This is a genomic window from Amycolatopsis pigmentata (assembly GCF_042684065.1).
Lineage (GTDB): Bacteria > Actinomycetota > Actinomycetes > Mycobacteriales > Pseudonocardiaceae > Amycolatopsis_E > Amycolatopsis_E pigmentata.
In genome coordinates, this window is sequence record NZ_JBHUKR010000019.1 from 48,395 (window position 1) to 75,045 (window position 26,651).

General features: G+C 68.8%; 21 protein-coding genes and 1 pseudogene. 18 read left to right on the top strand and 4 right to left on the bottom strand.

Translation table 11 applies throughout. The features are described from left to right. Positions 1–161: 161 nt before the first annotated feature. The 6 genes from ACFSXZ_RS29580 (at position 162) to ACFSXZ_RS29605 (ending at position 11,144) form a co-directional block, all read left to right on the top strand. Entirely contained in the window at positions 162–2,948 is a 2,787-nt protein-coding gene (locus tag ACFSXZ_RS29580; RefSeq protein WP_378268565.1) for a lantibiotic dehydratase, read from the top strand. Next, complete coding sequence (locus ACFSXZ_RS29585) at positions 2,945–4,174, top strand: lanthionine synthetase C family protein (RefSeq protein ID WP_378268566.1); 1,230 nt, start codon at positions 2,945–2,947, stop codon at positions 4,172–4,174. Before ACFSXZ_RS29580 ends, ACFSXZ_RS29585 begins: the two co-directional genes overlap by 4 nt. Beyond that, on the top strand, positions 4,171–5,388 hold the full coding sequence (locus ACFSXZ_RS29590; RefSeq protein WP_378268567.1) for an MFS transporter: 1,218 nt from the start codon (positions 4,171–4,173) through the stop codon (positions 5,386–5,388). Before ACFSXZ_RS29585 ends, ACFSXZ_RS29590 begins: the two co-directional genes overlap by 4 nt. 528 nt (positions 5,389–5,916) lie before the next feature. Next, positions 5,917–6,252, top strand: a complete 336-nt coding sequence (locus tag ACFSXZ_RS29595; protein ID WP_378268569.1) for a hypothetical protein — start codon at positions 5,917–5,919, stop codon at positions 6,250–6,252. 229 nt (positions 6,253–6,481) lie between these two features. Further along, positions 6,482–10,552, top strand: a complete 4,071-nt coding sequence (locus ACFSXZ_RS29600) for a Pls/PosA family non-ribosomal peptide synthetase (RefSeq protein WP_378268570.1) — start codon at positions 6,482–6,484, stop codon at positions 10,550–10,552. A gap of 256 nt (positions 10,553–10,808) precedes the next feature. After that, a complete protein-coding gene (locus tag ACFSXZ_RS29605) occupies positions 10,809–11,144 on the top strand; it encodes a phosphotransferase (RefSeq protein WP_378268571.1) in 336 nt (111 codons plus the stop codon). A gap of 190 nt (positions 11,145–11,334) precedes the next feature. Here ACFSXZ_RS29605 and ACFSXZ_RS29610 read toward each other — a convergent pair whose 3' ends face one another. After that, positions 11,335–11,535, bottom strand: coding sequence for a hypothetical protein (locus tag ACFSXZ_RS29610; RefSeq protein WP_378268573.1), 201 nt, complete (start codon positions 11,533–11,535; stop codon positions 11,335–11,337). A gap of 821 nt (positions 11,536–12,356) precedes the next feature. Between ACFSXZ_RS29610 and ACFSXZ_RS29615 the strand changes: the two genes are divergently transcribed. Next, positions 12,357–14,267, top strand: a complete 1,911-nt coding sequence (locus tag ACFSXZ_RS29615; RefSeq protein WP_378268575.1) for an N-acetylmuramoyl-L-alanine amidase — start codon at positions 12,357–12,359, stop codon at positions 14,265–14,267. A gap of 9 nt (positions 14,268–14,276) precedes the next feature. Here the strand turns inward: ACFSXZ_RS29615 and ACFSXZ_RS29620 are convergent, their stop codons facing one another. Continuing rightward, entirely contained in the window at positions 14,277–14,744 is a 468-nt protein-coding gene (locus tag ACFSXZ_RS29620; protein WP_378268678.1) for an acyl-CoA dehydrogenase family protein, read from the bottom strand. Next, positions 14,741–15,574 carry a helix-turn-helix domain-containing protein gene (locus tag ACFSXZ_RS29625; protein ID WP_378268577.1) on the bottom strand — a complete coding sequence of 278 codons (834 nt, stop codon included), beginning with the start codon at positions 15,572–15,574 and terminating at the stop codon, positions 14,741–14,743. Before ACFSXZ_RS29625 ends, ACFSXZ_RS29620 begins: the two co-directional genes overlap by 4 nt. Before the next feature lie 290 nt (positions 15,575–15,864). On the opposite strand from ACFSXZ_RS29625, the gene ACFSXZ_RS29630 reads away from it, so the two are divergent. The 11 genes from ACFSXZ_RS29630 (at position 15,865) to ACFSXZ_RS29680 (ending at position 26,316) form a co-directional block, all read left to right on the top strand. Continuing rightward, on the top strand, positions 15,865–16,677 hold the full coding sequence (locus ACFSXZ_RS29630) for a DUF4142 domain-containing protein (protein WP_378268579.1): 813 nt from the start codon (positions 15,865–15,867) through the stop codon (positions 16,675–16,677). Beyond that, the gene (locus ACFSXZ_RS29635) at positions 16,674–17,492 is read left to right on the top strand and encodes a ferredoxin (RefSeq protein WP_378268580.1); all 819 of its coding nucleotides are present in this window, start codon (positions 16,674–16,676) and stop codon (positions 17,490–17,492) included. The genes ACFSXZ_RS29630 and ACFSXZ_RS29635 overlap by 4 nt, the downstream gene beginning before the upstream one ends. Then, positions 17,489–18,736, top strand: coding sequence for an NAD(P)/FAD-dependent oxidoreductase (locus ACFSXZ_RS29640; RefSeq protein ID WP_378268581.1), 1,248 nt, complete (start codon positions 17,489–17,491; stop codon positions 18,734–18,736). Before ACFSXZ_RS29635 ends, ACFSXZ_RS29640 begins: the two co-directional genes overlap by 4 nt. 38 nt (positions 18,737–18,774) lie before the next feature. Continuing rightward, a complete protein-coding gene (locus tag ACFSXZ_RS29645) occupies positions 18,775–19,248 on the top strand; it encodes a hypothetical protein (RefSeq protein ID WP_378268583.1) in 474 nt (157 codons plus the stop codon). A gap of 26 nt (positions 19,249–19,274) precedes the next feature. Beyond that, a complete protein-coding gene (locus tag ACFSXZ_RS29650; protein ID WP_378268585.1) occupies positions 19,275–19,958 on the top strand; it encodes a DUF742 domain-containing protein in 684 nt (227 codons plus the stop codon). A 47-nt stretch (positions 19,959–20,005) separates the two neighbouring features. Beyond that, positions 20,006–22,642 carry a sensor histidine kinase gene (locus ACFSXZ_RS29655; RefSeq protein WP_378268587.1) on the top strand — a complete coding sequence of 879 codons (2,637 nt, stop codon included), beginning with the start codon at positions 20,006–20,008 and terminating at the stop codon, positions 22,640–22,642. A 103-nt stretch (positions 22,643–22,745) separates the two neighbouring features. After that, positions 22,746–23,192, top strand: a complete 447-nt coding sequence (locus ACFSXZ_RS29660) for a roadblock/LC7 domain-containing protein (RefSeq protein WP_378268588.1) — start codon at positions 22,746–22,748, stop codon at positions 23,190–23,192. Positions 23,193–23,256: 64 nt separating this feature from the next. Then, positions 23,257–23,862, top strand: a complete 606-nt coding sequence (locus ACFSXZ_RS29665; RefSeq protein ID WP_378268590.1) for a GTP-binding protein — start codon at positions 23,257–23,259, stop codon at positions 23,860–23,862. A gap of 69 nt (positions 23,863–23,931) precedes the next feature. Beyond that, positions 23,932–24,282: a thioredoxin family protein gene (locus ACFSXZ_RS29670; RefSeq protein ID WP_378268591.1), complete on the top strand. Its 351-nt coding sequence runs from the start codon at positions 23,932–23,934 to the stop codon at positions 24,280–24,282. Between the two features lie 7 nt (positions 24,283–24,289). Beyond that, positions 24,290–25,579, top strand: coding sequence for a YeeE/YedE family protein (locus ACFSXZ_RS29675; RefSeq protein WP_378268593.1), 1,290 nt, complete (start codon positions 24,290–24,292; stop codon positions 25,577–25,579). A gap of 86 nt (positions 25,580–25,665) precedes the next feature. Beyond that, complete coding sequence (locus ACFSXZ_RS29680; RefSeq protein ID WP_378268594.1) at positions 25,666–26,316, top strand: NADPH-dependent FMN reductase; 651 nt, start codon at positions 25,666–25,668, stop codon at positions 26,314–26,316. Here the strand turns inward: ACFSXZ_RS29680 and ACFSXZ_RS29685 are convergent. Then, positions 26,313–26,471: pseudogene (locus ACFSXZ_RS29685) on the bottom strand (IS481 family transposase); the annotation flags it as partial. The gene ACFSXZ_RS29680 and the pseudogene ACFSXZ_RS29685 overlap by 4 nt on opposite strands. Between the last annotated feature and the right edge of the window lie 180 nt (positions 26,472–26,651).

Genomic DNA, 26,651 nt, shown 5'->3' on the forward strand with positions numbered 1-26,651 from the left:
GACGGGCGGGCCCATCGCCGCCGCTGGGTCCGCCCCGCCGTGCAAGCGTCCTCAGAAAGCTCACCGTGGACCCCTGCTACCGTTGTTCAGAGAGATTTCTGCTGCGTGCGCCCCTGTTGCCGAAATCGCGGCTTCGCGCCGCCTCGACGCCGGAGGAGGGGATGCGCGGGCGTATGGAGTCCGCGCTGCTGCGGGAGGCCGTCGCCATCGCGAGCCCGGCGTTGAGCGCGGCCATCGACAAGGCGCCGGCCGGACACGAGTCGGCATCGCGGCGCCTGCGCGGTGCGCTGGCTCGCTACCAACTGCGCATGGCCGGACGTCCCACCCCTTTCGGCCTGCTCGCCGGGGTGGCCGTCGGTCGGTTCGCCGACCACGCGGAGGCCGCGCTGGGCAGCGCGCACCGCAGGCATGTGCACCCGGACCGCGCCTGGCTGGCCGACTGGGCCGATGAGCTGGAGGCCGACACCGAGGTGCTGGCCCGCTTGGAGGTCACCACCAACAACCTGTGCTCGCGGCACGGCGACCGGGTCACGGTGCCCCACGGCACGCGGCGGTCCAGCGTGCGCGGGACGGCTGCCGTCGACCACGCGCTGCGCGCCGCGGCCTGTCCGATCCTGGTCGCCGATCTGGTCGACACCATCGCCGGAGAATTTCCGGGCCTGCGGCGCGGCGATATCGCCACCATGGTGGCGCGGTTGGTGCGGTTACGTTTCCTGCAAAGCACTTTGCGGCATGCCGAGGATCCGTTCGGCGAGGTGACCAAGGTGCTGCCCGCGGACTCACCGCACCGGAAACGGACCGCGTCGATCGCCGCGTTGATCGACGCCTACCAGCGCAGCCCGATCGGCGCGGGCGCCGCGGAACTGGCGGCCATCCGTCGCGCCACCGGAGCGGGCACTCCTGTTCACGTCGACCTGGCGCTGGACGCGCGGGTGCGGCTGCCGCACGGTGTGGCGCGCGAACTGGAGCGGGCCGCCGGTGCCGTGTGGCGACTGTCCACACAGGACAATACCCGCTCTGGCAACCTGATCGCGTACCACGGCAGATTCCTTGAGCGGTACGGGATGGGCGAGTCGGTCCCCGTGCTGGACCTGCTCGACCCGGATGTGGGCATCGGACCGCCCACGGGTTACGACCGACCATGGACGGCAGCGACCGGCCCGGATGACGGCCGTCAGCCGATGCTCAATCGCCTGCTGGCTCAGGCCATGGCCGATGGCGTCCGCGAAGTGGTGCTCGACGACGACCGGATCGCCCGGCTCTCCCCGCCCGGTGGCAGCCCGCCTGCCACCGCCGAACTGTTCGTCACCCTGCACGCCGTCTCGGCCGGTGCGTTGGAGCGCGGCGACTTCGAATTGGTCGTCGGCCCCCTGACCGGGACTCAGCAGGCGGGGGCCTCCCTCGGCCGGTTCGGCTACCTGCCCGAGGTGCGCGACCTGCTCGCCGACCTGGCCCCGGTGCGCGGCGACGACCGGATACCGGTGCAACTCACGCACATCACCACGCGGCCCAGAGACGCGAATCTGGTGCGGGATCCTCAGGTGCTGACCCATTCGCTGGCCGTCGGTCTGCCCGGCGAGGGTGACCAGGCGGGCGGACTGCGGTTGGCCGACATCGTGGTGGCCGCCGACGCACACCGGCTACGGCTGTACTCGGTGTCGCTGGGCCGCGAGATCGCCCCACGCCTCCTGCACGTGCTGGACCTCAGCGTGGCGGTACCGGAAGTGGTGCGGTTCCTGTGGGACGTGTCCCTGATGGGCGTGCGCACCCTGAAACCGTGGGGTTGGGCGGCGCTGCGGGACGCGCCGTTCCTGCCCGCGATCCGGTACGGGCGCACCGTGCTTTCGCCCGCGCGCTGGCAGGTCACCGCCGACGACGTGGGCACCGATGACGCGCTGGCGGCGTGGCAGGCGCGGTGGCGGATGCCCGACCGGGTGCGGCTGACGGACATGGACCAGCAGCTGTGCCTGGACCTGAGTGCGGAGGAGCATCGTGCACTGTTGCGCGGCGAGTTGCGCAAGCCGGGTATCGCGGTGTTGTACGAGGACCGCGCGCCAGGACTCGACCAGGGCTGGTTGCGCGGGCCTGAGGGCGTCCACGAGGCAGAACTGGTCGTGCCACTGATCGCCGTCGATCCGGTGGCTCGCCCGGCCAAGCCGCTCGCACCGCCGCGCGTGAGGTCCGCGGATCATCCGCCCGGCGGCGAGTGGGTGTCGGCGCACCTCCAGTGCTCGCCGCACCGGCAGCGCGAGGTGCTCGCCGAGCACCTGCGTCCCTGGCTGACCACAGTGGAATCCAAAGTGGACAGTTGGTTCTTCCTTCGCTACGAGGCCGAAGGCCAGCGACCGCATCTTCGCCTGCGTCTGCGCGGTGACGTACTCCCCGAGTTGCGCGACCAGGCCGCGGTGCTGGCGGACGCCAGGCTGGCCGGCGACTTTTCTCTGCACACCTACCGTCCCGAGGTGGAGCGCTACGGTGGCGAGCGGTTGATCGGCCTGGCCGAGCGGTTCTTCGCCGCCGACAGCCGGCTGGCGCTGCACAAGATCAGTACCGCTCAGGACACCATCACCGTCGCCGCGGACGTGGTGGCCCTGGTGAGCCGGTTCCACGGCGACCGGTGGCCGTCGTGGCTGCTGTCGGCCGTTCCCAAAAAGGAGGCCACGCACAAGGCGTTCGTCCGGCGACGCCGCGACGCGCTCGCGGCGATCACCCTCGACCCCATTCCCGCCGACCAGGAGTGGGCCGAACTCCTGACCCAGTACGGAAATGAAGCCCGCGCACTGGCCGCGACGCGGGACTGGGTTTCACCGGACGACATCCTGCGCGCTCTACTGCACATGCACTGCAACCGCAGGCTGGGTGCGGATCTCCAGGCGGAAGCCGAGGTGTATGCCATGGCCCGGGGCGCGGTGCAGGCGCACGTGGACCGGAGGCGAGCGACCCGGTGAGCGCCCAGGCGTGGCTGGCGGACTCCGCCGGAAGGCTCAGCCGTCCCGCCGAAGTGAAACTGGGCAACGGTGATTGGCCGAACCACCCGATGTCGCTGGCCGACGGGCACAGTGGGCTGGCCATGCTGTTCGCCCGGCTCAGCGACGATTCGCCGGAGTTGCGCAAGACAGCCCACGAGCACCTTTCCGCCTCCGCACGCGCACCGCGGCCCGGCGCGGAAAGCCTGTTCGACGGATTGCCGTCGCTGGGGTTCGCCGCGCGAAACATCGCCAGGGCCGACGGCGACTACGGGGGCTTGCTCGCCGCGATCGACCCCCACGTGCTGCGGCTGGCCGAAAACCTGCTCACCGCCGAGGAAACGCGCCTGCGTGAGGGCGAACCCGGCGCCAAGATGGCGTGCTACGACGTCACCTCCGGGCTGGCCGGGCTGGGCAGGTACCTGCTCGCCTGTGGTGCGGGAGCCCGTGCCGTGCTGGAACGGGTGCTGTGTTACCTGGTGCGGCTGACCGAACCGGTGTGGGTGCGCGGCCACCGGGTGCCGGGATGGTGGACGTCCGACCCGTCGATGCTGGCCGATCCGATGGCGCACCCCGACGGGCACTTCAACCTGGGCATGGCACACGGCGTCTCCGGCCCGCTGGCCCTGCTGGCGTTGAGCCACGGGCAGGGCGTCGTGGTCGACGGTCAGGAGGAGGCGATGCGCCGGATCGCCACCTGGCTGTTGTCCCGGCGGGGCACCGATTCCTACGGCCGGTACTGGCCCGCGTTGGTACCGCTGGAGCAGGAATTGACCGGTGCGGTGAACTGGTTGCCGCCGAGCCGGGTCGCCTGGTGCTACGGGGCACCAGGAGTGGCCCGCGCCGTGCAGTTGACCGCGACGGCGCTGGGGGAGCCCGCGTGGGCCGAGGAGGCCGCAAGCACGTTGCGGGCGGCGTTTTCGCGGCCGTGGGAGCGATTGGGGATCCGGGACGCCTCGCTGTGCCACGGATCCGCGGGTGTCCTGCACGCCACGACGCTCGTCCTGGGGAGGGAGGCGGACGTGCTGCCGATGCTGTGCGATCACCTGTTGTCCCAACGCGACGGGCACACCGTGGTCACCGTGCCACCGAACCGGCCTGGTTTTCTCGACGGGACGGCCGGGACTCTGCTGGCGCTGCACGACCATCTGAACCCGTCCTCGTCGGCCGCGCGCCTGCCGTGGAGCGCCGCCCTGTTGCTGGCGTGAGCACATCGGCGCGGGTCGTCCTGCTGGCCTCGGCGACCGCGATTTCCGCCCTGGGCAACGGATTCGGCCGGATCGCGGTGACGTTCGGGGTGCTGGGGCTGCCGGGGGTGACCGCGAAGGGATTGTCCTTCGTCCTGGTATGCCTGATGGTGCCGCAGATCCTGTTCGTTCTGTTCGGCGGGGTGATCGCCGACCGGGTGAGCCGGTTCCGCCTGCTGGCGTTCTCCGACGTCCTGTCCGCGCTGGCCTACTCCGGGCTCGCCGCCGGAGTGTGCCGGCACGCCCCGATCCCGGCGCTGGCCGGATGCGCCGCGGTGGCGGGCACCGCGTCCGCCCTGTCCCTGCCGGCGAGCAGCGGGCTGGTGCCCGAAGTCGCCGCGGCAGAACGGATCCAGCGGACGAACAGTCTCCTGATGGCGGCGACGCGGGGCGCCGACCTGCTGGGCACGGTACTGGGCGGCTCGGTGGTCGCGTGGCTGGGCGCGCCGTCGACGTTGTTGCTGGACGCGGTGAGCTTCGCGGCCAGCGCGGTGCTCATCGCCCTGTTGCGGCTACCCTCCCGGGCGCGGGCCGAAGCGACGTCTCTGCTCGGCGACTTACGGCTGGGGTGGCGGGAGTTCGCCGGCCGTCAGTGGTTGTGGGTGACGGTGGCCGCGCTGTCGCTGACCGCCGCGTCGCTCACGGCCGGCATCGGGGTGCTGGGGCCGATCGTGGCGCTGCGCAGTTGGGGCGGTCCGCAAGCCTGGTCACTGGTCGCCGGGGCGAGCACGCTGGGCATGCTGTGCGGTGCCGGTGTTTCGGCGCGGTTGCGGCCACAGCGCCCCGTGGTGGCCGGGCTCCTCATGATGTCGCTCCTCGCGGTGCCCCCGCTGCTGCTGGCCGCCAACGTGCCACCGTGGGCGGTGATGCCCGCGATGTTCTGTGCCGGGCTGGCCAACGACGTGTTCGGCGTGTTGTGGAACACGGCGATGCAGCGCGAAGTCCCCGAAGAGGTGCTGGCCAGGGTGGCGTCCTACGACTGGCTGGGCACCATGGTGCTCGCGCCGGTGGGTGTGCTGGTCGCGGCTCCGCTGAGCACCGCGTTCGGCCCTTCTCCCGTGCTGGTGGGATGCGCGGTTCTGGTCGCGGTGTCCACCGCGGCCGCGCTGGCTTCTCCTGGCGTGCGGCGACTGCGGCGTGTCACCGGCGTGTCCGAGATCACGACGGTTCTCTGATGCGCGACCAGCCGCGCGAAGCGCCGTCCATCTCCATTCCGGGACAATCGACACGACGAATTTTTCCTTGCCGGGACAATTGCCGGCCGACGGCACCATGATCGTGCGTTTCGGGGCGTGCCGTTGCGCCTTTCACCGGATATCGGCGCGCATGAGGCACCGTTATTCTCTGACCGCAATCCGACCTATCAAACCGGTTATTCATTTCACGGAGGTAGACGTCATGCGGATCGCCCGGAAGATCATCTTGGCCACCATCACCGCCGGTATCGTCATCGGGAGTCTCTCCGTCGGCACCGGCGCCGCCTCCGAGTAATACCCGCCCGCGCACCCCATTTGCGGCACGCGCATCTGCTTGCCGTAACCGCGGTGTTGTACGAGGCCCGCGCGCCAGGACTGGACCAGTCCCGGCGCGGTCACGGCGCTCTGCAGGACTTCGGGGCCGACAATGTTGATCAGAAGAAGACCGAGGGCGCAGGACCGCCGCGACGAATTCCTGCACTCCGGTGACCCTCTCCGCAGGACGCGGTGCGCGAGGCCTGCGCCGAGACAGCGGTGTCGCTGGGCAGCACCTCGATGGCCTCCGACCGCGGCGGTGCCGCTCAGCGCGGCTTTCACCTGGCCGTCGGCCACGGGCGCATCCTCGTGCTCGGACGACACAGAACCGGGCACCTCGACAAATGGGCCAACGCCCATCTGGCTCTGGCTTCCTGGCTGACCACGAGGGGCGACGACTCCGGCGCCGCGCACGTGGTCCGCGAGAGGGAGGAACACCTCGCCGCGATCGCTCCGTCGCGGGTCCCCGGCTTGGCGGCACACGCACGGCAGGTTCTGGCCTCCGCCAGGCAGTTCCCGGAAATGTAAGGTTCAGGAATTTCACCATCGTTCTTCGCGTTGCGCGCGATTCGGGCGTCGCGGAACGGGCGGAATCCGCTGGCAATGTGCCCGAGAGCGACACATCGGGTCGTGCCCACGCGCGTCAAGCGGAAATCAATAACAAGACAGTCAACCTTTGCCGGTTGCCCATGAAATATTCCGATCCGGTCACGCCGCCAGGCGGCGACTGGAGAAGAACATGGGAGAGGTGCACGGCGTGAGTGACACCGTTCATATCCGTCCGACATCGCCGGCTCACGATGTCAGGGTGATCCGTCACCCGGCCACCGGCCTGGAGACGCATCGCTCGGCGGACGAGCCGACAGTGATCACGCGAGGCGTGAAACCCTTGGCAGGGCACGGGTCTGGGCGTCTCCACCATTTTTTCGAGTCGGCTTGTGACGCGACCCCGGACGCGATCGCGCTGGAATGCGACGGCGAGCGAATCACCTATGGTGAGCTCGACAACCGGGCCAACCGGCTGGCGAACGGGCTGCGCGCCACCGGCCTGTGGACGGGCGCGCGGGCCGGTGTGCTGCTCAATCGCTCGGTGAACCTGTATGTCGCGCTGCTCGCGGTGCAGAAGGCCAATGCCACCCTCGTCCCGATCGACCCTGCCTCACCGGCGGACCGCGTGTCCTTCATCGCCGAGGACTCCGATCTGGCGCTGATTCTGTCCTCTTCGGACCTGTGCGAAATCCACGGTGCGGCGTCCTGCCCCGTGGTCGCCTTGGACGTCCTCGGCCCGGCACTGGCGACGGCCCCGGCGACCCGTCCGGCGCCCGGCGGCGGGACGGACCCGAGCTGCTACATCATCTACACGTCGGGCTCGACCGGGCGGCCGAAGGGGGTGGAGGTCGCGCAGTCGAGCATCTGCAATTACCTCGAAGTGGTGCCGGAAATCTACGGCATCCGCCCGTCGGACCGGGTCTACCAGGGCATGACGGTCGCCTTCGACTTCTCCATCGAGGAGATCTGGCTGACCTGGGCGAGCGGCGCCACCGTCGTCGCCGGGCCGCGTGACTCCCGGCGTATCGGCCCGGGGCTCGCGACCTTCCTGACCAGCAACGGAATCACCGTCCTGTACTGCGTACCGACCGTGCTCGCCACGATCGACCGCGAACTGCCCCTGGTGCGCGCGCTGGTGGTCGGCGGCGAGACCTGTCCGCCCGAACTGGTCGAGCGCTGGTCGAAGCCGTCCCGCCGGATGTTCAACACCTACGGGCCCACCGAGACGACCATCACCGCGACCTGGGTCGAATTGCGGCCGGGTCGTCCGGTCACCATCGGCCGCCCCCTGCCCACCTACCATGTCCGTCTGCTGGACGAAAACCAGCAGGCCGTCCCAGTGGGACAGATCGGCGAGATCTGCGTCGGTGGCGTCGGCGTCGCGCGCGGTTACGTCAACCGGCCCGAACTGACCGCCGAGCGTTTCCTCGCCGACGACTCGGTTCCGGGCGGCCGCCTGTATCGCACCGGAGATCTCGGCCGGCTGACCCCGGACGGTGAGATCGAATACCACGGCCGGGCGGACAGCGAGGTCAAGGTGCGCGGGCACCGGATCGACCTCGGCGAGATCGAGAGCGTGCTGCTCACCGATGACGAGGTCGGCGGTGCCGCGGTGGCCCTGCGATCGGAACCCGGCGCGGACGCCGCCCTTGTCGCGTACGTGACCTGCCCAAGCGGCTCGGCCGACGTCACCGCGCTGCGCGACCGGCTGGCCGAACGACTGCACGAGCGGCTGCCGCACTACATGGTTCCGGCGTTCCTGGAGATCCTGCCGGCCTTGCCGTTGATGCCCAGCGGCAAGGTAGACCGCAAGGTCCTTCCACCGCCCCAAAGCAAGCGGCTGGTCCGGGCGTCGGCCTCGCACGCCGTCCCGGAGACCGAGGGGGAGCGCAAGATCGCCGAGGTGTGGGCGCGGGTCTTCGGCGTCGACATCGCCGAACTGTCGGTGACGGCGGACTTCTTCACCGACCTCGGTGGCCATTCCCTGCTCGCCGCGCGGGCCGCGTCCGCGTTGCGGCAGACCGATTTCGCCGGATCGCTGTCGGTGGCCGATCTCTATGCGTACCCGAGCGTGCGCGAACTCGCGAAGTTGATCGACAACGCCGACGTCAAGACGGTCCGGCTGGCCAAGACGCACCTGCGCTGGCCGGGACCGCGGCACCGGCGCCGCCCCCACCGGCGCCGGGTCCTGCCGACCGGGGTGATGCAGTTGCTGATCGGCTACCTGCTCCTGTTGGTCGTCGGCACGCCGGGCGCGGCGGTGATCGGGGCGGGCGGCGGAACGGTCACCGCGTCCCAGCTGTGGGACCTGGGCGTGGTGGTGGCCGCGAGCGTGGTGGTGGGCCGGTGGGCGTTGCCGGTCGTCGGCGTCCGCCTGCTGTCCATCGGACTGCGCCCGGGGCGTTATCCACTGTGGAGCCGGACCCACCTACGGGTATGGACCATTCAGGCGCTGATGGCCGTCGCGCCGTTTTCGACGCTCAGCGGGTCGCCGATGATGGCGCCCTACCTGCGGCTGCTGGGTGCGAGAGTCGGCAAGGACTGCCACATCGCCACCGCGGCGCTGCCCACGTTGTTGCCGGCGATGCTCTACCTCGGCGACGGCGTGAGCATCGGCTACAACGCCCAGCTGCCATCGTCCTATGTGGAGCATGGCTGGGTGACCGTCAAGCCGGTCACCGTGCGCGACAACGCCTTCATCGGTGCGAACGCGGTGGTCCAGGCGGGCGCCGAACTCGGCCATGGTGCCGCGCTCGCCGATCTTTCGCTCGCCGCCGAGGACCAGATCATCCCGGCCGGTGAGCAGTGGTCCGGTTCGCCGGCCGCGCGGGCCCCGCGGGCCGACCCGTTACTCGAAGAGCTCGGCCGCCGTCCCCGGCCGGAGCGCGGCTGGTCGCTCGGTCACCGGATCGGCTTCGCGATCGGCCTGTCGGCTCTGGAGGTGCTCACCTTCGTCCTGCTCGCGCCGGGGCTGGTGTTCGGCGGCTGGGCACTGCTGGCCTACGGCCCCCTGACCGCCACGGCCGCCGTGGCGCTGACCGGGCCGGTCTATGTGGTCATGACCTGCCTGGTCGTCGCGGCAGGCAAGAAGATCGTGCTGCCCCGCACGCCCACCGGGGTCCACCCGATCGCCTCCGGCGCCGGGCTCCGCAAGTGGTTCGCGGACAAACTGTTCCAGACCAGCCTGACCACGACGAACTCGCTGTACTCGACGCTCTACGCGGCGCCCTGGCTGCGTCTGCTGGGGGCCAGGGTCGGCAAGCGGTCGGAGGTGTCCACCGCCGCGCACCTCGACCCGGATCTGCTCACCCTCGGCACCGAGAGCTTCATCGCCGACATGGCCAGCGTGGGCAGTGCGACCTATCACAACGGTCACCTGGCCACGGGCCGCACGGTGGTCGGCGACCGCTCGTTCGTCGGCAACGCCGCGCTCCTGCGTTCGGGCACCGTGATCGGCCGGTCGGCACTGCTCGGCGTGCACAGCACGGCACCGGTGGACGGTCTCCCGCACGGCACCGACTGGCTGGGGTCACCGGCGATCCGGTTGCCCCGGCGGGAGGAGAGCGAGTCCTTCGGCGACGAGCTCACCTACCGGCCGTCACGGGGGCGCGTGGCCGAGCGGCTGGTGATCGAGTTCTTCCGGATCGTGCTCCCGGGAACGATTCTGGGGTTGGCGGCCTACCTGTTCCTGCTCTCGGCCGAGATGGTCGCCGGGCGGTTCGGTGTGACCGCGGAGGTGTTCCTGGTGCCGGTGCTGGCCAGTGCCAGCGGACTCGTCGTCGTACTCACCGTCGCGGCGCTGAAGTGGTTGGTGGTCGGCCGGTACCGGCCCCGGGTGGAGCCGTTGTGGAGCCGGTTCGTCCGGCGCTCGGAGTTCATCACCGCCCTGTACGAGGCCGCCGCCGTACCGGCCATGATCGGCCCCCTCGCCGGTACTCCGTGGATCGCGCCGCTGCTGCGCCTGTTCGGGGTCCGGATCGGGAAGCGGACGTGGCTCGGCACGACGTTCCTGAGCGAGTTCGACCTCGTGCACATCGGCGACGACGTCGCGGTCGGCCCGGCCACCTCCCTGCAAACGCACCTGTTCGAGGACCGGGTGATGAAGATGTCGACCATCGACATCGAGTCCGGGGTGAGCATCGGCGCGCGCACCGTCGTGCTCTACGACACGACGGTGGGCTCCGGCGCCACGATCGACCCGCTGTCCCTGGTGATGAAGGGCGAGCACCTGCCCGCGGCGACCCGCTGGCGCGGAATCCCGAGCCGCGCGGTCCACTAGCTTCGGTAACCGGGCGCCAGGAACGAGACGTGGGCCCGCCTAAGCTGCGGATCCGAAGGGATGCCCGATACTGACCGGGCGAGTCATGACCCGGACTGGCAGCCTGGGCGTGGGCACCGCCTGCCGTCGCCCGTACCGCGGCCGCCTTGACCGCTGTCGGCGGCCTGGTGCGGCAGCTTCACGAGGCCTCCCGTGACTACGTGCCCGCCAACACCGAGTACCGTTTCCACCCGCATCCGCCACGCGCGGGGAGATCGTGTCGCACGGTGACCTCGGCCCGTGGAACACCGTCTACCGGAACGGCCTGCCGGTGGCGTTCATCGACTGGGATGCCGCCGGACCGGTCGATCCCCTGCTCGACCTCGCCGCGGCGGCATGGGCATTCGTGCCTCTAGCCCCGCCCGAGCAGCTTCGCGAGACAGGATTTCACCCTGTCCCTGATGTCCCGGCCCGGCTGCGACTGTTCGTGGACGCCTACGGCCTCAGCGACCGGCGTGCCATCCTGCTGGCCCTGCACCGCTGCACGTTGCTGGCGGCCGAACGCATCAAGTACTTCCCCGGTTACCGCCGAGGGGGCGGCCGACTTCCTTGAACACCACGCCGGCGCCTTGCGATGGCTACACGCTATGGTTCCAGAACTCGAGAGCGCACTGTGACGCGTCACTGAACGGCCATTCGTTCGTGCCCAAATGTGCGAACATAAGTTTGATAAACCGTTCGAATTCGTGGGGATTCGCGAAGAGCCGTGGAGTCCATATCGGCACGGTGGCGTTGCCGCTCCTCTACCGGTCACCGAGTTCGGTGGGGTCGAGCACGTCGACCACTTGCGACCGCTCCGCGTCCGGTTGTTTCCACCATCCGCTACAGCCACGGATACACGGATGTTCCTGTTCGCGCAGCACACCGTTCTCGTCGGGCTGCATCCATTGGATCACCCCGCTGCCCTCGCACAGGTCGCATTTGCCATCAGGCAGGGATGTCACCGATGCCGCCGCAGGTCGGACAGGCTCGTTTTCGCTCCGGGTCGCCTGGGTCGAGTCCGGATCCCAGGCAACGGGGGCACTTTCGCGTGGGTGGTCCACCACCTGTTCTCCCGGTCGGTTCTGGTAGCACATGCTCAGCCTGTCTGCCCAGGTTGATCCACTCAAGCCGGTGCTATGGGCACGATAGCGCTTTCCCGGGTGGATCGAGAACTCGCGGGTTGCGGCGTGTCCGACCGACCCCACCACGGTGGAGCCGGGATCAGCGACAAAACGTGCGGTTCGCGCGGAACTGGGGGACCCCGTGGCTCCACTTGAAGCCTCTCCTGACTTCGAAGGCCGGCCGTGGTGAGGGGAACTCCTCCCTGATCGATCCGTGGGTGAATTCGTCCTCGGACGCCGGCATAACCTGCGATCTTCCTCTGGGTACGAGGGGCGCAGGTGGCCCCATGGCTCAATTTGTCGCGGCCGGTGCCTGGGACGGCTGCCGCTACCGCATCGCCAACCCGCAGACCGGCACGGTGGAACTCGTGACCAATCGTTGACTCGTTTCGGTCGGTGCTGGGGAGAAGGATGCGCCCCCGCGCCGGCCGAAACGCGCCACGACCTTGTTTCACGTGGCATGCTTGTGGAGTTTCCGGCGGTGGTTCGGTTCCGGCGCGCCCGGTATTACCGGCATTGGGAATCGTGACCGGAGCCAGTTGTGCGCTTTCGGACAGATTGTTTGCCCTCGTGGTCATGGTGGGCCGAGTGGCTATGGGCCGCCCGCGGTGGGGCGCTAAGGTGCTCGTCGCCGTACCTGAACATGACGAGGAGCCAATCTTATGCCGGAAAACGGCTCAGGCCGGTCATCGCGCCTGATCCTGCCCGTAACCGCGATGCTCGCCGTCGCGCTGACCGCGTGTTCGGGTTCGGGCGAATCGGCGGGCGCTGATCTGCGAGCCCATTTCACCGCGGCGGCCAGTGAATTCCACGTTCCGGAAAACGTCCTGCTCGCGGTTTCCTACAACATGACGAACTGGCAGTTCAACGGGTCCGCCCCGAACGCGATGGGCGGCTATGGCCCGATGGGCCTGCTCGGCGGTGGGCCCGCCGGCGACACCGCTGACAAGAGCGGCAAGTCCCGTCCCGCCGAGGAGGTCGAGGCCAACTCGCAGCTGGCGCTGGCCGCGCGGGCACTGGGTGTGCCGACCGAGTCGGTGCGCACCGACTCGGCGCAGAACGTCCGGGCCGCCGCCGCGCTGCTGGCCTCCGACGCCAAGGACGCGTCCGGGAAGCTGCCCGGCACGACCGGCGAGTGGGCCGCGAGCCTCGCCAAATACTCCGGATCGCCTTCGGCGGCCGGCGGCCAGGCCTTCGCGGAAGACGTGCTGGGCACGCTCCACAAGGGTGCCACGGCGCGCGCCAGCGACGGTGAAACGCTGACCGTGCCGGCCGACCCGACGGTGCCGGTGCGCGCGCACACGGCCGGCACGTTCAGGGCCGCCAGTCCCACCGCGCAGGCGCCGGACTGCCCGAGCACGCTGGACTGCCGCTTCGTGCCCGCCGCCTACGACTGGTCCTCCGCCGACCACAGCGACCCGAACAACTACGGGAACTACGATCCGGCCGATCGCCCGGCGGACGGCGACGACATCCGCTACATCATCATCCACGACACCGAGTCCTCCTACGACGCGGCGATCGGGGCGTTCCAGAGCGCGGCGCACCAGGCCGCGTCCCACTACGTGATCCGGTCCTCGGACGGCCAGGTGACCCAGATGGTGCCCAACGGGGACGTCGGCTGGGACGTCGCGAACTGGACGATGAACCAGCACTCGATCAGCATCGAGCACGAGGGCTACGCCACTCAGGGCGCGAACTGGTACACCTCGGCGCAGTACCGCTCATCGGCCGCGCTGGTGCGCTACCTGGCCGCGAAGTACCACGTCCCGATCGACCGGCAGCACATCATCGCGCACGAGGACGTGGCCGGTGAGCTGACCGCCAAGCAGGCCGGGCAGCACTGGGACCCGGGTCCGTACTGGGACTGGCAGACCTACATGAAGCTGCTCGGCGCACCGATCGCGCCGACCGGTTCACCGGCGTCCGGCATCGTCACCATCAGCCCGGACTTCGCGGGCAACCAGCCGCCGGTGACCTCGTGCCAGGCCGACGGCTCGTGCGCCCCCTTGCCGGCGCAGGGCGCCAACTTCGTCTACCTCCGCACCGCACCGAACGAGAACGCTTCCCTGATCACCGATCGCCTGGTCTACCCGGACCGCTCGGCCGGGAGCACGGATGCCAGTGAGTGGACGGACAAGGCGGTGGCCGGGCATCAGTACGCGGTGGCCGGCCACGACGGTGACTGGACGGCGATCTGGTACGGCGGGCAGAAGGCCTGGTTCTTCAACCCCGGCGGGCGTAACGCCGTGCCGGCCGACGGTCGCCTGGCACGGCCGCGAGCCGGTGCGGTCGCGCTGTACGGGCGGGCGTTTCCGGACATGTCGGCCTACCCGTCGAACATCACCGTCGACCCGGCCTGGGCACCGACCCCGCTGGACACCTGGAGCTTCCCCGCCGGCCAGTCCTATGTGGTCGTCGGCAGGTTCCAGGCGAGCAACTACTACGCGCGCTTCGATCCGGTCAACGTTCCCGGCAACCACACCCTGGTTTCCGGAAAAACGGAATACCTGCTGCTCGACTACAACCACCGCTATGTGTGGGTGAAGGCGGACGACGTGTCGGTGAACTGACGCTGTCGGTCACAACGCCAGGGAAACCGGAGGTTCGAGTCCGAGCAGGACTCGGTCGTAGTCCTCTTCGGTGACGTAGGAGTTGAGGCCCTGATACCGGGTGCCGACCGACAGGTCCCGCCAGAAACGTTGCAGCGGGTTGTCGTCGGCAAAGCCGCTCGCGCCGTGCGCGTCGAGCAGGTGTTCGATCGCCTGGCGGCATTCCCGGGCGGCGGACACCAGGTGCATGCGCAGCCGTGAACGTTCACGCACGGACACGGAGTCGGTGGGGACCATGGCGTCGAGTTCCCCGGCGACGTCGAGGATCCGTCCGACGGCGGTGTCGACGAGGTGGGTGGCCTGTCCATAACGGTGCCGGGCCAACGGCGAGTCCGTGAGCCGCCGGTAGGTGGTTTGAGAGGGCGCGTAGTCACCCGCGAACAGGTCACCGGACGTGGCCGAGGATCGGTTGCCACGTAGGGGTCGACGCTGGTTCAGACCGGTGGTCGACGGGTGCCCGCGGCGGCGAGGCGAACAGCGTCAACCGTTCCCGGGGCCGCGGTGAAGAAGATGAACCGCAGATCACCGTCGTCGAAAGCCATCGTGTCGAGGTCGACGTCGATTTCGCCGACATCATGATGCCGCACGACGACCTGTTCCGCGCGGATACTCGTGCCGTCGCCCTTCATCCAGAGGGCACGGAAACGCCTGCTGCACGAGGTCAGATCGGCCACGAGGCTGCTCAAACCGACGTCCGCCGGATACTTCGCGACCGCCTTCCGCAGGTCGGCGACGACCGTGGCCTCGAACCGCTCCGTTTGCCCGGAGGAACGGAACAACGCGCCGGGCACGCCGGCGAAGAGGCGCCAGGCCACGTTGCGGTCTCGTCCCGGGCCGGGTGCCGGACCACAGCCCATCACCGAAGCCCAGGCTTCGTTCCACAGGATGACCGTCCACGCGGCGTCGCAGACGCACACCGGTATGTCGGTCAGGCGGCTGAGCAGACGCTGTGCGCCGGGACCGACGTGCTGTGGTACGGATCCGTCGGCCACCGGTGAATATCCCGCGAGGACACAGAAATACTCGTAGTCCTCACGGCTCAGCCGCAGCGCGCGGGCGAGCGCTTCCAGCACCTCACGCGACGGGCGCCCGTGCCCCTGTTCGAGGCGCCTGATGTAGTCCGCGGACACCCCCGCCAGCAGGCCCAGTTCTTCCCGCCTCAGTCCCGGAACTCGCCGTCGTCCGCCATGGCTGATTCCCGCGGTCTCCGGGGTGATGCGATCCCGCCACAGGCGGAGCACCGAGCCCAGCCCCTTGTTTTCCGACACACCCCGACCTTAACCGGGAAGCCCGTCCCCAGCCTGGCCCAAATACTCCCAGGAAGGTGATCGCCTGGTCACCGGGCGGGCAAGCGCGTTGCCCATTCCGGCATTTCCGCAGGCCGGCGCTCGGCTGGGCGGCCTGGCGAACGGTGCCGCCCCGGCTTGGCGGCGGTGCCAGTCCTTCGGGCAACCGTGCCGAAAAAGTTCCCTTGTTGGGCTTCGGTCCCTTGCCGGGGACGCGAAGACTGGATTGACTCCGGTTGGGCGGTAATATCCAGAAAGGTCGAACCCGGCTCATGTCATTCCATTCCTCTTGCGGTCGCCGTTGCGCTCGTGCGCTCACCACGGCAGCGGTCGCGTTCGTGCTGCTCGGCTTCGGCACGCAGGCCGTCGCCGCGGAGGCGGACTCCACAATGGACTCTGGGGCGATGCCGGGGATGAATCCGGCCCAGGTGAGCACCGGCAACGAACACGGCGACCAGAACCCGGCTGACCAGGACACGCCCTACGGTCCGCTGTCCCAGATCGACCGGAACCTGATCATCAATGTCCGCTGGGCGAATCTCTGGGAGGGGCCCACCAGCGGCCAGGTCGCCACGCGTTCTCCGAACGCGAAGGTGCGCGCGGTGGCCGCCCAGCTCTCGCGGGAGCACCACGAACTCGACGCGGTGACCGACGAAACCGCCGCTCGCCTGAACGTCCCGCTGCCGGGTTCGCCCACGCCGCTCCAGCAGGCGTGGATGAAGGAGATCCTTTCGAAGACCGGCGCCGACGCCGACAACGCTTTCGCCAACCTCACGCGGGAAGCGCACGGGACGATCTTCATGCTGATCTCCCAGGTGCGGGCCCAGACACGCAACGACGTCATGCGTGCCTTCGCCCAGAGCGCCAACGAAATCGTGATGCGCCATATGACCCTGCTCGAAAGCACCGGCCTGGTCCGGTCGACCTCGCTGGTCGTCGGGTCCACCGACAGTGCGCCGTATCAGGTTTTCCCCACCTGGAGCAGGGTGCTGCTCGGCATCGTCGTCGGATGTTTCGCCCTCATCGGCACAGTCGCGGTCGTCCGCGTATGTGCCCGGTACACACCGAGGACTGTTGCCGAATGAGTACGTTTGTGTTGGCCGCCGCCATCGACGCGCACGACGCCGGGGTGCGTCAGATGACGGCGATGTCGGCCCGTTTCGCCTACCTGTTCATGTGCCTGACGCTGTGCTGGGGTGTGCTGACCGCGACCGGATGGGTTCGCCGGGTCAGCGGGCACCAGGCATTGCGGGGCGGCCACATGATGCTCGCGGCGTTCACTCTCGCCGCCGCGGGCACGCACGCGCTGGCTTTCCTGTTCCTGGACGAGCGGGTGCTCAGCGGCTTCCAGATCGTCGTTCCGTTCCTGGGCGGCGCGTTCCGCCACGGGCTGGGCATCATCGCGTTCGACCTGATGGTCGCGATCACCGTGACGGCGGGGATGCACCGGTTCTTCCGGTACCGCAACTGGTTGCGGTTCCACCAGTTCGCCTACCCGGCGATCGGGCTGGGCATCGTCCACTCGTGGCTCGGCGCCTGGGCCAACTCGGACATCGACCTGCTGTGGCTGGCCGGAATCACCGTCGGCGTGCCGCCGCTGGTCTTGACCTTCCTGCGCGTCAGCCCGCCGAGGCTGCTGGTGAGCATGGGACTCATCGACGGTGAAACGGGGCCGGCCAAACGTCTCGACAAGACCGCGCCGATGCGCGTGAGTGTGGACAATCAGCGTTGCCACCGTTACGGATTCTGTCAAACCGAAGCGCCGGACGTGTTCCAGCTGCGTGAGGACGGCAGGCTGGCCTACCGGCAGCATCCGGACGTCGACCGGAACGCCGATGTCCGGTCGGCCGCTCGCGCGTGCCCGATGCGCGCCATTCAGTTGCAGGGGGCGCAAAGATGAACCGGATCGTCATCGTCGGCGCGGGCCTGGCGGGCATGCGCGCGGCGGAGCGTTTCCGCGAACTCGGCTACACCGAAGAAATCGTGATCCTGGGTGCGGAAAACGCCATGCCCTACCACCGGCCCGCGCTGTCGAAGCAGTTCCTCACCGGCACGCTGGGCGCGCCCGACCTCGAGATCGAGCCGCTCGACGAACTGGACGCCGTCTGGCGCCTCGGCACTCCGGTATCGCGTTTGGACACCGGCCGTCGCGTCCTGGATCTCCCCGGTGGGGAGGAACTCGCCTACGACGGTCTCGTCATCGCGACGGGCGTCGAAGCACGGCGGGTCAACGGCGGGCCGCACGGGCATCCTCGTGTCGTCACGATGCGCACCATCGGCGACGCCAAGCGGCTGCAGCGCGCGCTGTCCGGGAACCGCCTTCCCGTGGTGATCCTCGGCAGCGGATTCACCGGTTGCGAGATCGCCTCGAGCCTTCGGTCGATGGCGCGGGAAGTGACAATCATCGGCCGCTCGAAGAGTCTCATGGCGAACCTGCTCGGCCCCGATCTGGGCGCTCAGCTGGCCGATCTGCACCGGCATCATGACGTCGATCTCCAACTCGGCGTCACGATCGAGGACTGGGCACTGGACAGTAGCCGGAGCGTGGGAATCAAGTTGTCCAACGGGACGGTCATCGACGCCGCGGCCGTCGTCGTCGCGGTCGGCTCGGTGCCGTCGGTCTCGTGGTTGCGTGACGCCGGGGTGGAGATCGACGACGGCCTGGTCTGTGAACCGAGCTGTCACGTGGTGGGGCTGGACGACGTGGTGGCCGCGGGTGACGTGGCGCAGTGGCCGAACCTGCGGTTCGACGACCGGCCGCGGCGGACCGAGCACTGGACCAACGCGATCGAAATGGGCCGGGCGGCGGCGGAGAGCCTGCTCGCCGGGCGCGAGTCGGCGGTGCCGTTCATGCCGATCCCACGGTTCTGGTCCGAACAGCACGGTCTGCGCATCCAGGCGGCCGGCGTGCCGGCGCTCGGCAAGGAACGGGTGATGCTCGAACCCCGGTCGGGCGATCGTTCGGTGACCGGTTATGTCCGGGGGCAACAGATGATGGGGATAGTCGGGTTCGACTCGTCCTCCGCGGTGCTCTCCTACGCGGACGAACTGTTCCACCGCCGGCCGGTGGACCACCGCGATCCACCGGCCCGGCAGGCACGACACCGTCGCGTGTCGTTCCTGGAAGCGGTCCGGAGCCATTAGAAACCGGCCGGACAAGGGGCGCGGGAAAGGATGTGGGCATGAAATTGAGAGTGGTTTTGCCGCTGCTCGGCGGTCTGGGGGTCGCGGGTCTTTTCGCCCTCGAACAGTCTCCGGACGGTAACGCGGCCACAGCGGCCCGCATCGTGCAGGCTCCGCCCACTGCCGCGAACGGCAAGACCGCCGCCGGATCTGGATCGTCCACTTCGGACAGTGGGAGCCAGAACGACGGGGACCGGGTCGCGGTGGGTTTCACCACGGTCGGTGGAAAGCTCTATCTGGTCACCGCGGAGAACGCGGGTGCCACGCGGTTGTTCAGGGACACCACCGTGGCCGGCAAGCCGCTGGGCTTTCAGTGCGCGGCGGGCTCCCCGGGCGATTTCGCCGCCTGGGAATTACGGAGCTACGGCGGCAGCGGTTCCCTGCCACCGCTTTCGAAGGACGGCCGGCTGCTGACCGCTCAACCGGATGGCAGCCGGTTGCCCTGCACGCTGACCGAGGTCGAACAAAAATGAGAGCCGACCCCCGCGAGGGAGCCCACGTGAGCCCATCCGACAATCACAAGACGACTCGGCATCCGGAAGGACGAGGCGGAACCCGGTTCGGCGGGTGGTCCGACTACGGGGAATGGGCCGAGCACGACTTCCGTCCGCGGACGGCGGCCGAGGAGGGCACCGCGGGTGCCTCGTCCGTTCCGGTCGTGGAAGTCCTGACCGACCTCGCGCCCATCACGGTGCGGGAGCCGGAAGATCCGTCCGGGACCGGTTCCCGTACCTCGTGCACACTGATGCCTTCCCCGCGCGACGCCGAAGCGGGCAGGGATCCCGGCGCCGCGCACCTCGGCGAACATCTGGCGGTCATTCTCGACGACGACGTGGAGCCGATGCTGGTCCGGCCCTATGTCCGCGCCGGCGGACGGGCCGAAGCGAAACACCAGCTCGAGTTCGAAACCGTGGTGAGCTCGACCGGACTGCACGAATCCTGGCCGGGGGAACGCGAGCTCAGCGAGGATCAGCTGCTCATCTGCGAGCACTGCGACTCCCCACGGTCGGTCGCCGAAATCGCCGCGGCGATCAACGCGCCGATCGGGGTGGCCCAGGTGCTCATCGGTGACGCGATCGACCGGGGGCTGCTGGTGTTGCACGAGACCGCGCCGGTCTTCCAGGGACGGCCGCCGCTCGCGTTGCTCAAGCGGGTCCACGCCGGTATCGCGAAGCTCGCCTAGCGCGAGCGGGACGAACAGCAATCGAGTTGATGAAGGTTATGCCGAACGTGAGACGGGAAGTCACGGCCAAGGTCAGCGGCTTTGCCGGGAACGCACCCGCGTTCTTCCGCGCACTGCCGAGATGGCGTGAATGGAACATGACGGTGAAGTTCGCCGCCATGCTCGTGGTGCCGGTCGTCATCGCGCTCGTGGCGGGTGCCGGACTCCTCTGGCGCAGCGCGGACACGCGCGCCGCCGCCCGGCGGGACGAGCAGATCGTCCACATCGGACACCAGCTCGTCACGACCGTCGCCGCGGTGGAGGCCGAGCGCGCGGCGACGACCGGGGCGATGCGGCAGGGGGGCGTCTCCGGTCCGCTGGAGGACGCGCGTGCCGAGGTGAACTCCGCGATGGCGCAGCTCGGCAGTCTCCTCGGCGAGGTTTCCGGCGACCGGGCCGCGGAAGTCGCGGCCGGACAGTTGGCGCGGCTCGACGACGCGCGGAACAACGTCGACCCGGTCGCGATGAACGCGCGGTATTCCGCGATCGTCGATGCGCTGATCGACCTCGACGCCACGCTCGCGGGCAAGATCACCGACGGCGCGACGGCGGCGCATCTCACCGCCGCTCACACGCTGTCCGAGGCACGGGAATACGTTGCCCGGCAACAGTCCTTGCTCGAGATCGGGCTCACCACCGGCGGACTCGGCCACGCCGGGCTCGGCGATGCGCGCGACGCGACGGCGCTCGCGGCGAACCGGCTCGCCCGGTTCACCGCATCGGCTCCGGGCGAGGACCTGGCCGCGTATTCGGCGGCCGTGCCCGCCGACGCCATCGGCGAACGGAACAAGCTCGTCACCGCGATGCTCGGTGATGACGGTGGCTTCAAACCGTCGGTCAGCGTCCAGCAATGGCGAGCCGTCGGGCAGCCGGTGGCCGACAAACTCGGCGCGGCGGTGTCGAGGCTTTCCGATTCCGTCTCCGCCACGGCGTCGGCGAAGGTCACCGAAGCCGTTTCCGCCCAGCGAAACCTGGCCATCGCACTGGTGGCCGCGGCCCTCGCGGCAAGCACGCTGATCATTGTCATCCTGCGTTACCTGCGGGCAACAGTGCGGTCGCTGCGGGTCGCGGCGCTCGACATCGCCCAGCGGAAACTGCCGGAGACGTTGCTCGCGGTGCGCGACGGGCGTGATGGCGGCGTGGACCGGCCACGGCTGCCGGTCTTCGCGGACGACGACTTCGGGGCGCTGGCGCTGGCCTTCGACTCCGTGTGCGGCGAGGCCATCACCGCGGTGGGCGAGCAGGCGAAGATGCGTTCGGGTTATGCCGAGGTCTTCGTCAACATGTTCCGGCGGACTCAGTCGCTCGTGCAGCGGCAACTCCGGGTGCTCGAACAGCTGGAGGAGAAGGAGAGTTCCGCCGAACAGTTGTCGATGTTGTTCCAGCTCGACCATCTGGTCACCCGGATGCGCCGCAACAACGAGAACGTCCTGGTCATTTCCGGAACGGAACTCGTCCGCAAGGCGGCCAAACCGATTCCCTTGTCGAGCGTGTTCCAGGCCGCGCTTTCGGAGATCGAGGCCTACCAGCGCGTGGAGGTGCTGGACCCGCCGTCGGCGAAGATCATCGGCAACGCGGCGACCGACCTGATCCGGATGCTGGCCGAACTGCTCGACAACGCGACGTCGTTCTCCCCGCCGGAGAAGACCGTGACGATCCAGGGACAGGTCCTGCGCGACGGAAGCCTTTCGATCGCCGTCGTCGACAACGGCAGTGGCATGTCGGACGAGGAGGTCCAGCGGGTCAACGAGCGCCTCACCCAGGTCGGTTCCATGGACCTGGCCCGGTCGAGGCGGGTCGGGTTGCTGGTCGTCGGGCGGCTGGCGGGCAAGCACGGCTTCGGCGTCGAACTGCTCGGCGGAGACGCCTCGCCCGGCGTCACGGCACTGATCTCGGTGCCTTCCGAACTGGTGATCGAGGCGGAGCGGCCCGGCTGGGCGGATCGCCGGATGGCGATGAAGGCCGCTTCACAACGCGGAGCGGAGGCGACGAAGGCCGAACAACTCGCCACGGTGGGCGGGAACGGCCGGGGTTCGAGGCGGTTGGTTTCGGTCTCGAACCCCGGCGCCACCCCGGCGGTGGAAAGCGGCGTGCCCACCGGGGCCCCGGTGGGCACGCCGGACACCGTCGTGGACGAGCGCACCCGGGAACGGTTGGTGGAACAGGCACACGCGAACGTGCCGGAGGACCTTCCGGTGCGGGTTCCGAACCGGCGCATCGGCAAGGCCGGTGCGGACGGCAAAAGCGCGGCGGAACGCGCCGCGTCGGCCTGGTTCCGCGCGCGCGACACCGCGAGCCGGCCGCGCGAGGTTTCAGTGGCCCCCGAACTGGAGGGCGAGGCGCCGCCGAAGAACTGGTTGTCGGCCGCGGACGAGGGATGGAGCATCGTAGAAACCGTTTCCCAGACCGCTCGCTACACCTATACCGAAGACGGTCTTCCCATCCGGGAAAAGGGAGCGCACCTGTTGCCCGGCAGTGCCCGGTCCGGCGGGAGCGGCAAGCGCGCACCCATCGAGCGCGACCCCGCCAACACCCGGAGCCGGATTTCCAGCTTCCAGCAAGGGGTGCGGAAGGCGAAGGACTCGGACGGAAGCGCGCCCCCGAGGAAGCCGGGTGCCTGGAGGTCACTGAGCAGGAAGCAGTGACCGCCCGCGGGTCGTTCCGGCCCGAAACCACCGATCAGCGCGCGGGAAGCCCGCGGAAATCGCGGCGAGGGCGTCTCGCGAGAACCGAAAAAATGGAGGAACCATGGAATCCACGCCGTCGAACGAGAACGACTACGGCTGGCTCATCAACGACTTCACCGAGCGGGTGCCCGGCGTCGCGCACGGCGTCGCGGTGTCGTCCGACGGGTTGCTCATCGCCGCGTCGGACAGCCTGCCGGAGGACCGGGCGGACCAACTGGCCGCGGTCGCGTGCGGGCTGGTGAGCCTGACCGACGGCGCCGCGCAGTGCTTCGAAGCGGGCAACGTCAACGAGACCATTGTGGAGATGGACGAGGGAACGATGTTGCTGATGTCCATCAGCGACGGCTCGTGCCTGGCGATTCTCGCCGATTCTTCGCACGACATCGGGCAGATCGCCTACGAGATGGCCCTGCTCGTCGACCGGTTCGGCCGGATGCTGACGCCGAACGCGCGCGACGACCACGACATCCGGGCGAAGGTCGCGGCCGACCAGGGCGCCCGGGCGTGAGGGCGCCGGAGAGAAACGGAGCTTGACGACGATGAACACGTCCACGGCGGAAAAGGGAGCTGCTATGAACCCGACCGGTGATCGCCGGCGCCACAAGGCAGGCAAGTCGGTCACGTCGGTGAAGATCGTGGTCGCCGGTGGTTTCGGGGTCGGCAAGACGACGTTCGTAGGGGCGGTTTCCGACATCAAACCGCTGTCGACCGAAGCCGTCATGACCACGGCCAGCACCGGCCACGACAACACCGCGCGGGTGCCGTTGAAGTCCACCACGACGGTCGCGATGGACTTCGGCCGCGTCGAACTCGAAGACGACCTGCTGCTGTACCTGTTCGGCACACCGGGACAGGAACGGTTCTGGTTCATGTGGGACAACCTGGTGCGCGGCGCGATCGGCGCCGTCGTGCTCGCCGACACCCGGCGGCTGGCGGACGCCTTCACCTCGATCGACTTCTTCGAGAACCGGCAGATTCCCTACATCGTCGCGGTGAACACCTTCGACGGAATCCTGCACCACTCGTTGGAGAGCGTCCGGAAGGCGATGACACTCGACCCGGCCGTACCGATCTACAGCTGTGACGCCCGGGTACGGCCCGAGGTGAAGGATGTCCTGCTCCGCCTGCTCGAGTACGTGATGGCCCAGGTCGAACAGGACCAGCCGTCCCTGGTCTGAACCTCGCGTTCCGGGCCACACCACCGAAAAGATTGGTCAGCGGATATGCCGGACAGCAGTCAAGACCTGATGATCCTCTCCACGGAGCAGTTCGCGGAGGTCATCGCCGAACACGACTTCCTGATCATCAATTTCGGTGCGCGGTGGTGCGGGCCCTGCCGGGTGTTCAACCGGGTCTTCACCGACGCCGCGGGCGAAAACTTCGATGTCGCCTTCGCCGTCGTCGACGTGGAGGAACAGCCGGAGCTCGGCGCGGCCTTCGCGGTGCGGTCCGTCCCGACCATCGCGGTGTTGTGCGCCGGTGCCCTCGTGTTCTCCCACGAGGGTTCCCTGAGCGACGAAGCGCTGGAGGACGTCCTCCGCCAGGTGCGCGCGCTCGACATCAAGGCCGTCCGGCAAGCGGCGGCCGCTCAACGATGAGGTGAACATGGCTGTCGGCGTGCGTGTCCCCGTGGTCGAAACGGGCATCACGATCAACCCGAAACTCCTCACCGCGCAGACCTCGTGCGCGCCTCCGGAGCCCGATCCGCAGGCGCCGGTCAAGACCACGGCACTCCTGGCCTCCGGCGCGCTCGCGGTAACGCTGACCGCCGTCGTCTGGACGCTCCACGGCGCGCGATTCGGTGTGTACCTGACGCTGGGACTCCTGCTGGGGCTGGCCTTGTACCACTCGAGGTTCGGATTCACGACCGGCTGGCGGCAACTGGTGGCGGTGGGCAACGGCCAGAACATCCGTGCGCAGTCGGTCATGTTCGGCACGGCCGCGACGGTGATCGCCCTGGTTTCCTCGACCGGGGTGGGCTTGTTCGGTGCCACCCCGCGCCCCGCGCCCGCTCCGCTCGGGCTGGCTCTGGTCGCCGGCGCGGTGCTGTTCGCCGTCGGCATGCAACTCGCGGGATCCTGCGCGTCGGGAACCTTGTTCGCGGTCGGGACCGGCCAGTCCACGATCCTCCCGACCCTGGCCTCCTTCATCGCCGGGGCCGTGTTCTATACCTGGGCCTATCCGGTGCTCGGCAAGCTGCCGCGGGCGAACGGCATTCTGCTCGCCGACCAGGTCGGCTGGCTCGGCTCGTGGGCGGTCACGATCACGCTTCTGCTCGGCATCGTCGTCGTCACCTGGTTCGTGCAACGGCGCCGCAATCCGCCTCCGATAGCACCGGCGCCGACCGCGCACGGCTTCGCCCGGCTGTACCGGGGCTCCTGGCCGATGTTCGCGGGCGCGATCGTGATCGGCGCGCTGGCCGGGGGAGTGTTCCTCGTCTCGGGAGGCGTCTGGGGCGTCATGAACGCCTTTTCCTTGTGGGGAGCCAAGTTTCTGCAGCTTGTCGGCTTGCATCCGGAAACCTGGGAGTACTGGCGGGTCAGCGCGCAGGCACCGGCCCTGGCATCCCCGGTGCTCACGGACCGGACCAGCCTCACCGACTTCGGCATCATGATCGGCGCGGCCGTCGCCGCCGCGGCGGCCGGTGCCTGGACCCTGCACACCCGGCTGCCCCGTCGCACCCTGCTGGCCGCGGTGATCGGCGGTTTCCTCATGGGAGTGGGATCGCGGATGGCCGAAGGCTGCAACATCGGTGCCTACCTGGGCGGGGTTTCGATGGGCAGCGTGAGCGGCTGGGTGTGGGGCGTCTGCGCGCTCGGCGGGACCTGGCTCGGCGTGCGGCTACGCCCGTTGTTCGGTCTGACCAACCCGAAACCGGACAACGGTATCTGCTGAAGTCCGTACCCGTCGGAATCGCCGGCGGGCCGATTCACCGATTCATCGATTCGCTGATTCACTGATTCGCTGATCAAGGAGTGACCATGACCGTTCCCCACCGTTTGCAGGTAATCGTCGGTAGCACGCGGCCCGGCCGGGCCGCGGACCAGGTCTTCCCGTGGGTGGTCCGGCGGGCGAGCGAGCACGGGCGGTTCGAGGTCGAGTTGATCGACCTGCGTGACTGGCCGCTTCCGATGTTCCAGGAGACCATGGAGAGCGTCGGCGATTTCGCCGATCCCACCTATTCCGAGCCGATCGTCCGGGAATGGAACCGCAAGCTCGCCGAAGCCGAGGCGTACCTGTTCGTCACGACCGAGTACAACCACAGCGTTCCGGGTGTGCTCAAGAACGCGATCGACAACGTTTTCGTCAGTTACGCGATGAGGAACAAGCCGGCGGCGTTCGTGGGGTACAGCGCTTCGCTGACCGGTGGTGCGCGTGCGGTGGAGCACCTTGCCCACACGGCGATCGAGGCCGAGATGGTGCCGCTGCGCAACTCCGTGCTGATCGCTGAGGTGGGGAAGGCGATGGACGCCGAGGGCAACCCCGTCAACAGCCTCACCGACACCGCACTTTCCATCACCCTGGACGACCTCGCGTGGTGGGCGGGCGTCCTCTCGCCGGCGCGGCAGGCAGGGCAGTTGCCTCCAGGCACGCAGCGGTTCTTCGCGGCGGCGTTCGCCGGAAAGAACTAGGTGTACTGACTTGTGAGGTTGGGAACGCGGGTGGCGGGTGGGTGGCCGTCGAGTGCGGTGTGGCCGCGGTGGTGATTGTAGGTTTGTAGCCATTGTGGGAGGGCTTCGCGTCGTTCGGTTTCGGAGTGGTAGGGGCGGGTGTAGGCCCATGGCTGGTGCAGATTGTGGTGATCCACACCAAACCCGGAGGTCCTCCCTCATGCCAAGATCATCCGACTACGTGTCCCCCACGTCCACAACCTCCCGAGGCAGTACAACTAGGCCGCGTTTCATCGTCTTGACCCCTGCGGGCCTGGTGATCGACGAAGGGCGAAGGCTTTGAACGGTCCACGGCT